11 protein-coding genes are annotated in these 9468 nt (G+C 56.3%); all 11 read right to left on the bottom strand.

Features of this window, described 5'->3' with window-relative positions:
• On the bottom strand, nucleotides 1-207 hold a 207-nt coding region (locus AC2VLY_RS12650; protein WP_486922389.1), incomplete at its 3' end, for a glutamine amidotransferase-related protein.
• Nucleotides 208-291: 84 nt separating this feature from the next.
• Nucleotides 292-711, bottom strand: a complete 420-nt coding sequence (locus AC2VLY_RS12645) for a type II toxin-antitoxin system VapC family toxin (protein WP_486922387.1) — start codon at nucleotides 709-711, stop codon at nucleotides 292-294.
• Nucleotides 698-955, bottom strand: coding sequence for an AbrB/MazE/SpoVT family DNA-binding domain-containing protein (locus AC2VLY_RS12640; protein ID WP_193650352.1), 258 nt, complete (start codon nucleotides 953-955; stop codon nucleotides 698-700). The genes AC2VLY_RS12645 and AC2VLY_RS12640 overlap by 14 nt, the downstream gene beginning before the upstream one ends.
• A 153-nt stretch (nucleotides 956-1108) precedes the next feature.
• A complete protein-coding gene (gene trpE / locus AC2VLY_RS12635) occupies nucleotides 1109-2629 on the bottom strand; it encodes an anthranilate synthase component I (RefSeq protein WP_486891849.1) in 1521 nt (506 codons plus the stop codon).
• Between the two features lie 105 nt (nucleotides 2630-2734).
• Nucleotides 2735-3421, bottom strand: a complete 687-nt coding sequence (locus tag AC2VLY_RS12630; RefSeq protein WP_193650354.1) for a phosphoglycolate phosphatase — start codon at nucleotides 3419-3421, stop codon at nucleotides 2735-2737.
• Nucleotides 3422-4084, bottom strand: coding sequence for a ribulose-phosphate 3-epimerase (rpe, locus tag AC2VLY_RS12625; protein ID WP_193650355.1), 663 nt, complete (start codon nucleotides 4082-4084; stop codon nucleotides 3422-3424).
• 63 nt (nucleotides 4085-4147) lie between these two features.
• Entirely contained in the window at nucleotides 4148-5218 is a 1071-nt protein-coding gene (fba, locus tag AC2VLY_RS12620) for a class II fructose-bisphosphate aldolase (protein ID WP_010642497.1), read from the bottom strand.
• Between the two features lie 106 nt (nucleotides 5219-5324).
• Nucleotides 5325-6764 carry a pyruvate kinase gene (gene pyk / locus AC2VLY_RS12615; protein WP_486922386.1) on the bottom strand — a complete coding sequence of 480 codons (1440 nt, stop codon included), beginning with the start codon at nucleotides 6762-6764 and terminating at the stop codon, nucleotides 5325-5327.
• The gene (locus AC2VLY_RS12610) at nucleotides 6761-7966 is read right to left on the bottom strand and encodes a phosphoglycerate kinase (protein ID WP_486891850.1); all 1206 of its coding nucleotides are present in this window, start codon (nucleotides 7964-7966) and stop codon (nucleotides 6761-6763) included. The genes pyk and AC2VLY_RS12610 overlap by 4 nt, the downstream gene beginning before the upstream one ends.
• Before the next feature lie 27 nt (nucleotides 7967-7993).
• A complete protein-coding gene (gene gap, locus AC2VLY_RS12605) occupies nucleotides 7994-9001 on the bottom strand; it encodes a type I glyceraldehyde-3-phosphate dehydrogenase (protein ID WP_486891851.1) in 1008 nt (335 codons plus the stop codon).
• A 30-nt stretch (nucleotides 9002-9031) separates the two neighbouring features.
• The coding region (locus tag AC2VLY_RS12600; RefSeq protein ID WP_486922385.1) for a transketolase-like TK C-terminal-containing protein at nucleotides 9032-9468 on the bottom strand (437 nt) is incomplete at its 5' end.

The following is a 9468-nucleotide window of genomic DNA, read 5'->3' as shown; positions in this document are numbered from 1 at the left end:
AAAGTGCTGGATGGTGGCAATGGAAATGCCCGCTTCATTGGGGGTGCAGGGACCGGGCGAGATGCAGATATGGCTGGGGGCCAGCTCGGCAATGCGGGCAATATCAATGGCGTCATTGCGTTCTACCCGTACTTCCGCACCAAGCTCGCCAAAATACTGCACCAGGTTGTAGGTGAAGCTGTCGTAATTATCGATCATGAGCAGCATAATTGCTCCATCCTGTTGATTTGTATGTACTCTACCATAAAATACTCGCGAATCATGTCCCTTCCATAACCTCTTTGGCGACGGCTACTTGGCAGGTACAACGACTGCAGGTGCAACACCAAGGCGTTTGGCGCGGCGTGCAAATCGACGGTCATCGAAGCTTATGAATTCCGTGCAATGGCTGCTGGCCAGCAAGTGCAGGGCATCGGCGAAGTCGAGCCCCTCTGTGTGCCAGGCCAAGGCATCGGCGATGCGCGACCATTCCTCGACATTGACGTTGGGCAGACCAAGCAGATGTTTGACGACCCTGACGAAATCTTCGTCCGCAAAGCCATAAAAGGCGCGCAAGACCCATTCGAGCTCAAGGATTACGGTCAGGGGTACGAACACCTGGGGGGATTCGGTCAGGAGTCTGTGGGCAATCGGTCGCTGTCTGGCTGCCTCAGGGTCAGCCGGGTCAGCCACATAGAAACGTGCCAGAATGTTGGTATCAAGGGCGATCATCTTTGCTTTCACGCATGGCGAGGGCGACATCGAAATCGGCAAGACGGCGTTTTCCCGGCCGTGTGCAAACCAGCATGCCAAAGCCGTCTTCGGCAGTGGTTGGAGTGACTTGGCGCTTCACCTCGGCGTGGATGACATGACCTTCCAGGCTGAAATCGAGTTGACAGCCGGGGGTGATGCCCAGGCGGCGACGGATTTCCACCGGAATGACAACTTGGCCTTTATCGGAAACGGTTGTTAACATGACAACATTCTCCTCTTACCTGGTAAGAATATTTTAGCACAAGGCATTCCTCCGGCAGCAGAATGTAAATGCCGGGGAGATCCATCGGTAACTGGGATGATCTGGCGATTGGGCCTGGCTTGCTCGATCTTCAGAAAGCTTTGTCTGCAGTCATCAATCATGAGCAGCATGATCTGCCCTCCCTTCGGGGTCGAGGCCGTTTTCGGCCAGTGCTACAGCCCGGAACATGGCGCGGCGCTTGTTCATGGTTTCTTCCCACTCTGCTGCGGGTTCGGAGTCGGCCACAATGCCCCCTCCGGCCTGAATATGCAGGGTGCCGTTTTTGATGACGGCCGTACGGATGGCGATGCAGGTATCCATGTTGCCATTCCAGCCCCAGTAGCCCACGGCCCCGGCATATACGGCCCGGGATACCGGTTCGATTTCCCGGATGATTTCCATGGCACGAATTTTCGGCGCTCCTGATACGGTGCCCGCCGGAAAGCTGGCGCGCAGGGCATCCATGGCATCCAGCTCCGGGCGCAGCCGACCCGTGACCTGGGAAACAATGTGCATGACATGGGAGTAGCGTTCAATGCCAAAGGAATCTGTCAGCGTGACCGAACCGACTTCGGCAATTCGGCCCACATCATTGCGGGCCAGATCAATCAGCATGAGATGTTCGGCACGTTCTTTGGGGTCTGCCAGAAGCTCCTTTTCCAGAGCTTCATCTTCTGCCCGGTTTTTGCCCCGGGGACGGGTTCCGGCAATGGGGCGTACCGTGACTTGCCGGTCTTCCACCCGGACCAGAATTTCCGGCGAAGAGCCCACCAGATAAGTGTCGTCCAGATCTACATAAAACATGTAGGGAGAAGGATTGACGCCACGCAGGGCCCGGTAAAGGTCCAGAGGATGGGCACCCAGTTCGGTGGACAGGCGTTGCGAAGGCACAACTTGCATGACGTCGCCAGCAGCAATGTAATCCTTGATGTGATCCACTGCGGCCATGTATCCCTCACGGCTGAAACTGGCCGTGAAGTCTTCTTCCCTCACCCTGCGGGTTTGCACGGGGGGGGGCGGCGGCATGGCGCTTTGTCGCAGCCCCTTCTGAAGCGCATCCAGGCGCTGAAGGCCTTGGTGATAGGCATTGTTGTGACTGGGGTCCACATGAACCAGAAGCCGGATGGTTCCGCGCAAATTGTCAAAAATCAGCAGCTCATCGGCCACCAGCAACTGGATTTCCGGCAGATCGAGCGGGTCAGGCAGGGTTGCGTTACGGGCCAGACGCGGCTCAATATAGCGAACAATATCGTATCCGAAATAACCGACCAGCCCGCCACTGAAGCGGTCATCAATGACGTCTTCCAGGGGGGCGACCCGAAAGCGCGCGCGAAACGCGCTGATCCATTCGAGCGGGTCCTGCGGCTGGGCGCGTTCCGTTTCGATACCCTGATTGTGGACAGTCACCAACCCGTGATGCACGCGGATGATCAGCCGGGCAGGGAGTCCGATGATGGAGTAGCGCCCCCATTTTTCTCCACCCTGAACGGATTCGAGCAGATAGGCATAGGGACCATCCACCAGTTTCAGATAGGCGGAAAGGGGAGTGTCGAGGTCGGCAATGACCTCGCGGGAAAGGGGAATGCGGTTATAGCCCTGGCTTGCCAGAGCAGCAAAAGTGGCTTCAGAAATCACGGATCACCTCGTTGGAACGATGAAAAGAAGGGCACTGCTTTTCAGCAGCGACGCCATCGTTTTCCCGCACGTTCCAATTTCCGCATGATTTCCGTTGCTCCTGTGTCAGGCGAGAATATCCAATAATTCACTCATATTGTCCAGTACAGCATCGGGATTGAGCGTGTGTACGGGTTCGTCACCATGATATCCATAGGTTACACAGGCGATGGGCATATTTGCTGCGCGGGCTGCCTGGGTATCATTGCAGGAATCCCCAACCAACAAACAGTCACCTACCGGTTGATGAAAGTGGGCGGCAGCATGCAGGAGTTGCAATGGATCCGGCTTCTTTTTGGGAAGGCTGTCACCCGACAGGACCAGGCCAAAAAAGTCATATAACTCCAGACGTTTTAACAGGGGTTCGGTAAAAGCCTTGGCCTTGTTGGTGATGCAGACCAGCTCCCGGCCTTGCGCCTGAAGGGCTTTGAGGGTATCGCTTACGCCCGGATAAATCTGACTGTGATCCAGCAGATGCTCTCCGTAGTACTGACTGAAATCGACCATGGCGGCGTCCAGTTCTGTTTCGCTGGGTTCCTGCTGAATACTCAGGGCCCGGCGCATCAGTTCACGTACGCCATTGCCGATGAAGCCGCGAATGACCGGCATCCCGGCAGGCTGTCGCCCGAGCTTGTGGAGAGCATGGTTGGCGGCTCCGGCCAGATCCGGAGCGGTATCAATGAGCGTACCGTCCAGATCCAGCAGTACCACCCGCGCCGTGAAGGGTGCGCTGACGTTCAGTTGCACCGTCATTTAACCCGCCAGTGCCTTGCGGAAAGCCGCAATGGTAGCTTTATAGTCTGGAGTGTTATAAATGGCGCTGCCGGCGACAAATACATCGGCACCGGCATCGGCGACCCGGCGTACGTTATCGACTTTAACGCCACCATCTACTTCCAGTTCAATAGGCTTGCCGGTCGCGTCTATGCGCTTGCGGATGGCTTCGATCTTGCGCAGGGTGTAGTCAATGAAACTCTGACCGCCAAAACCGGGGTTGACGCTCATGACCAGTACCAGGTCCAGGTTTTCCAGGACGTAGTCCAGCACATCGAGGGGCGTTCCGGGATTGAGGGATACGCCAGCCTTGCAACCGAGGCTGTGGATCAACTGAATGGTGCGATCCAGATGAATGGTGGCTTCCGGATGCACGGTGATGATGTTGGCACCGGCCTTGGCAAACTCGGGAATGATGGCGTCCACCGGGGCAATCATCAAATGCACATCCAGAGGCTTCTGGGTATGGGGTTTGATGGCCGCAGCGACCAGCGGTCCAATAGTCAGGTTGGGTACAAAATGGTTGTCCATGACGTCGATATGAATATAGTCGGCGCCGGCTTCATCCACTGCCCGCACTTCTTCACCCAGGCGGGCAAAGTCAGCGGAGAGAATGGAGGGTGAAATCTTGAATTGTGTCATACGGCCTCCAAAACAGGGCGAGAGCGCTGTGCGCCCTCGCCGTTTGCAAATACTGGAATCGCTTCAGAGACCAGTGACGCGGGGATCCAGTTCACCTTTCTTGTAACGCTTGAACATGTCGTCCAGCTGAACGACCTTGATCTTGCTGGCATTGCCAGCCGTACCGAAGGCTTCGAAACGCTGACGGCAGATGTCGCGCATGGCATCCAGAGAAGCAGTGAGGAACTTGCGGGGATCGAAGTTCTTCGGGTTTTTGTAAAGGCTCTGGCGCACAGCACCCGTGGCAGCCAGACGCAGGTCGGTGTCGATATTGACCTTGCGCACCCCGTTTTTGATGCCTTCCTGAATTTCTTCGACGGGCACGCCATAGGTTTCGCCAATGTCACCACCAAATTCGTGGATGATTTTCAGCCATTCCTGGGGCACGGAACTGGAGCCATGCATGACCAGGTGGGTATCGGGAATACGGGCGTGAATTTCCTTGATCCGGTCAATACGCAGTACCTTGCCGGTTGGCGGCTGGGTAAATTTGTAGGCGCCATGACTGGTACCAATGGCGATAGCCAGGGCATCCAGTTTGGTGGCCTTCACAAATTGGGCGGCTTCTTCCGGATCGGTCAGCATCTGGTCGTGGGTCAGGCAGCCTTCGGCGCCGACGCCGTCTTCTTCACCGGCCATGCCGGTTTCCAGGGATCCCAGACAACCCAGTTCACCTTCCACAGAAACGCCTACAGCATGGGCCATTTCAACCACTTTGGCAGTGACGGCGGTGTTGTAATCGTAGCTGGCCGGGGTTTTGGCATCTTCCATCAGGGAGCCGTCCATCATGACGCTGGAGAATCCGGAGCGGATGGCCTGAATACAAACGGCCGGGCTGGCACCGTGATCCTGATGGAGGACGACGGGAATATCGGGATATTCTTCAATGGCCGCCAAAATAAGGTGGCGCAGGAAGGGTTCACCCGCATATTTGCGGGCACCCGCAGATGCCTGCAGGATAACCGGCGCATCCACAGCAGCGGCGGCTTCCATGATGGCACGAACCTGTTCGAGGTTGTTGACATTAAATGCGGGGATTCCGTAGCTGTGTTCTGCAGCGTGATCCAATAGCTGGCGCAGTGAAACGAGGGCCATAGCACTTCTCCTAAACGTGAATGAAAAATGGTTGGTTTTTAATCAATCCTATAGACGGGATAGGCAAACTGCAAGCCGCCCGTCAGTCCGGTTCGTCTGTTTCTGTCTAGCCGCGATGGGAGATATCTCCCACACGGACCAGTTTCAGGGTATTGGTTCCGCCCGGAGAGCCAATGGGCTCACCAATGGTAATCAACATCAGGTCGCCGTCGCGCACTGCACCACGACGGCGCAGCTCATCTTCGGCCGCGCGCATTACCTGCACAGGATCATCATGACGGTTTTGGGGGAAATTCACCGGATGAACACCCCGGTACAAAGTCACCTTGCGGCGGGTATACACCTGGGGCGTCAACGCATAAATGGGCACCCTGGGATTAGCCCGCGATAACCACAATGCCGTAGCGCCACTTTCGGTAAAGGCGGCAATGGCGGCAATAGATGAGCGCAGGGTAGCCAGAAGTGCGGCGGCTGCGATGGTTTCATCCACTCCGGCAAGCGGGCGATCAATAATCTGCAGGGTGTTGGTGCTGGGGGCATGTCGTTCGACTTCGCGGCAGGTACGGTCCATCGCTGCCACGGCCTCTACGGGATAAGCGCCGCTCGCCGTTTCTGCCGACAACATGACCGCATCGGTACCATCCAGAACCGCATTCGCCACATCGGAAACTTCGGCACGCGTGGGTATGGGCTGATGAATCATGGACTCCATCATTTGGGTAGCGGTGATACTCAGGCGATTATGTTTCTGAGCCAGGGCGATAATGCGCTTCTGCACTGTAGGAACGGCCGCATCGCCAATTTCCACCCCCAGATCTCCCCGGGCCACCATGATGGCCTCGGATACCGCCAAAATTTCTTCAATGGCATCGACTGCTTCGGCGCGCTCGATTTTGGCAACCAGGGCACCATGTCCTCCGGCTTCCCGGAACAGGCGACGTGCTTCATCCATATCTGCCGCACTGCGTGGAAAGGAAACTGCCAGATAATCAGCTTCCAGTCGGGCGGCCGTAATGATGTCGGCCCGATCCTTATCGGTCAGGGCCGGCGCGGTCAGGCCACCACCGGCGCGGTTGATCCCCTTGCTGTTGGACAATTCACCACCCTGTACTACCCGGGTATGAATTTCGCCACCCTGAACCTTCTCGACCCAGAGCACAATCATGCCATCATTGAGCAGCAGTGTGGCACCACGATCCACATCGCTGATCAGCTGCGGATAAGTCACCCCTACCCGGGTTTGATCTCCCACGCTGCAGTGAATATCCAGAATAAAGGATTCGCCTTCTTTCAGATGAATTTTGCCATCGGCAAATTTGCCGATGCGGATTTTCGGGCCCTGCAAATCGGCCAGGACCCCAATGGCGCGACCATGGGCCCGTGCCCGCTCGCGTACCATTTCCGCTCTTTGCACATGGTCTTCGGGAGACCCATGAGAAAAATTGAGGCGGACGACATCGACGCCCGCCTCGATCAGACGATCGATGACCTGCACATCAGAACTTGCAGGGCCCAGGGTTGCGACGATTTTCGTCCGGCGTATCAAGTGTTGTTACCTCGTGCACGTTCTTCAAGTATGGCAACGGCCGGTAAGCTTTTGCCTTCCAGAAATTCCAGAAAGGCACCGCCACCGGTACTGATGTAAGAAACTTTGTCTTCAATGTGGAACTGGTTGATGGCCGCGATGGTATCGCCACCACCGGCAATGGAAAATGCCGTGCTTTCAGCGACAGCCTGGGCAATGGCCCTGGTTCCACCCGCAAAATTTTCAAACTCAAAGACGCCTACCGGGCCGTTCCAGACGATGGTCCCCGCTTTTCTGAGAATCTCGCTCAACGCTCTGGCGGTCTCAGGGCCGATATCCAGAACCATGTCGTCTTCGGCAATGTCGGCCACCGCACAGGTCCGAGCCGGTGCCGTGGCCGAAAATTCCTTGGCAACGACCACGTCCGTAGGCAGGGGAACTGCGCCACCCTTGGTTTTGGCGCCGGCAATAATGGCTTTTGCCTCGGGAACCAGATCGGCCTCGCAGAGCGACTTACCCACTCCATGGCCTTCGGCAAGAATGAAGGTATTGGCAATACCACCGCCTACCACCAGCTGATCTACCTTATCGGCCAGTGATTTGAGAATGGTGAGTTTGGTGGATACTTTTGATCCCGCAACAATGGCGACCAATGGTCGTTTGGGATTCTGCAGGGCCTTGCCGAGCGCATCCAGTTCACCCACCAGCAGGGGACCGGCACAGGCAGTCGGTGCATACCTGGCAATACCATGGGTACTGGCTTCGGCGCGATGGGCGGTACCAAAAGCGTCATTGACGAAAATGTCGCAGAGTTTTCCGTATTTCTGCGCCAAAGTATCGTCATCTTTCTTTTCGCCCTTGTTGATGCGGCAGTTTTCGAGCATGACCACATCACCGGGCTTGACTTCAAAGCCTCCGTCCACCCAGTCCGCCTGCAGACGGACTGGACGACCGAGCAACTCGGAAAGTCGCTTGGCCACCGGTGCCAGAGAGTCTTCGGGTTTGAATTCTCCTTCCGTGGGGCGACCCAGGTGCGAGGTGATCATGACGCCGGCACCGGCATCCAGAGCCATTTGGACCGCAGGTGCAGAAGCCCGTACCCGGGTGTCGTCGGCAATTGCCCCATCCTTGCTCAGGGGAACATTGAGATCAGCGCGGATAAAAACCCGCTTGCCTTGTGCAAGGCCACGCTTGCACAGGTCTTCAAAGGTCAGAACTTGCATGATGGCATCTCCAGTTTGCAGTGATCATCAGTGACTGGCGACGTGCTTGACGAAGCGCATCATGTTGCAGGTATAACCATATTCATTGTCATACCAGGACACTACCTTGACGAAAGTCGGATCCAGTTGCAGACCGGCGCCAGCGTCAAAAATGGACGGGGTCGGATAGCCACGGAAGTCGGTGGAAACTACTGAGGCTTCCGTGTAGCCGAGAACGCCTTTGAGCGGACCTTCACTGGCGGCTTTCATGGCCTTGCAGATTTCTTCGTAGCTGGTTTCCTTGTTCAGCTCAGCGGTGAGGTCAACCACCGAAACGTCAGAAGTGGGCACCCGGAAAGCCATGCCGGTCAGTTTTTTGTTCAATTCTGGAATCACCTTGCCCACGGCCTTGGCAGCACCGGTTGAGGAAGGAATGATGTTTTCGAGAATGCCACGGCCACCGCGCCAGTCCTTGGCAGAGGGGCCATCAACGGTTTTCTGTGTCGCGGTAGCGGCATGTACCGTACTCATCAGGCCACGTTTGATGCCAAAGTGATCATTCAGCACCTTGGCGATGGGCGCCAGGCAGTTGGTGGTGCAGGAAGCTGCTGATACGATTTTTTCACCGGCATACTTGCTGTGATTTACGCCGTAAACAAACATCGGGGTGTCATCCTTGGAGGGCGCAGACTGCACCACTTTTTTGGCGCCCGCATCCAGATGCTTCTGACAGGTCTCGCCCGTCAGGAAAAAGCCGGTAGACTCAATGACTACATCTACGTTTACATCGCCCCACTTGAGATTGGCAGGATCGCGTTCGGCGGTCAGGCGGATGCTCTTGCCGTTGACGACGAGATCATTGCCCTCAACCTTGACTTCACCCTGAAAGCGGCCATGAACTGAATCATACTGCAGCATGTAGGCCAGATAGGCAGGCTCAAGCAGGTCATTGATGGCAACGACTTCAATGTTGTTGAACTCTGCTTCCTTGGCGATGGCGCGAAAAGCCATGCGGCCGATACGGCCGAAACCATTAATACCTACGCGAATGGTCATTATATTTACTCCTCAAAATTGCAAATGAATTCAAAGCGACTGGAACTGGGCAACAACGTTGTCCACAGTGAAGCCGAATTTGGCGAAGAGCGTCGGTGCCGGAGCGGAAGCCCCGAAATGATCAATACCGACGACGGCTCCGTGCAATCCGACGTATTTGTACCAGAGCCCCGTGGTGCCTGCTTCAATGGCGACCCGCTTGCTGATGCTGGCAGGCAAAACGCTTTCCTGATAGGCGGCATCCTGAGCGGCGAAGATGTCCATACAAGGCATGGAAACCACGCGAACGGCGTGACCCTGTTCAGCCAGTTTCGCCTGGGCCGCCAGGGCCAGTTCAACTTCAGAACCAGTAGCAATCAAAATGCCTTGCGCCTTACCACCCTCGGCATCCTTGATGACATAGCCACCACGACGGGCATTGGCTACGGTTTCATCCGTATGGGGCAGTGCCGGCAGGTTCTGACGGC

The organism is Acidithiobacillus sp. TH-A36 (assembly GCF_057473445.1).
Note: the sequence above shows the minus strand (reverse complement) of the source record. Positions and strands in the feature narration are given on the sequence as shown.

Bases quoted from the DNA above. Each gene is read 5' to 3' on its own strand.
- AC2VLY_RS12630 (WP_193650354.1), bottom strand. From the start codon at position 3,421: ATGACGGTGCAACTGAACGTCAGCGCACCCTTCACGGCGCGGGTGGTA.
- AC2VLY_RS12645 (WP_486922387.1), bottom strand. From the start codon at position 711: ATGATCGCCCTTGATACCAACATTCTGGCACGTTTCTATGTGGCTGAC.
- AC2VLY_RS12640 (WP_193650352.1), bottom strand. From the start codon at position 955: ATGTTAACAACCGTTTCCGATAAAGGCCAAGTTGTCATTCCGGTGGAA.
- AC2VLY_RS12610 (WP_486891850.1), bottom strand. From the start codon at position 7,966: ATGCAAGTTCTGACCTTTGAAGACCTGTGCAAGCGTGGCCTTGCACAA.
- gap (WP_486891851.1), bottom strand. From the start codon at position 9,001: ATGACCATTCGCGTAGGTATTAATGGTTTCGGCCGTATCGGCCGCATG.
- rpe (WP_193650355.1), bottom strand. From the start codon at position 4,084: ATGACACAATTCAAGATTTCACCCTCCATTCTCTCCGCTGACTTTGCC.
- fba (WP_010642497.1), bottom strand. From the start codon at position 5,218: ATGGCCCTCGTTTCACTGCGCCAGCTATTGGATCACGCTGCAGAACAC.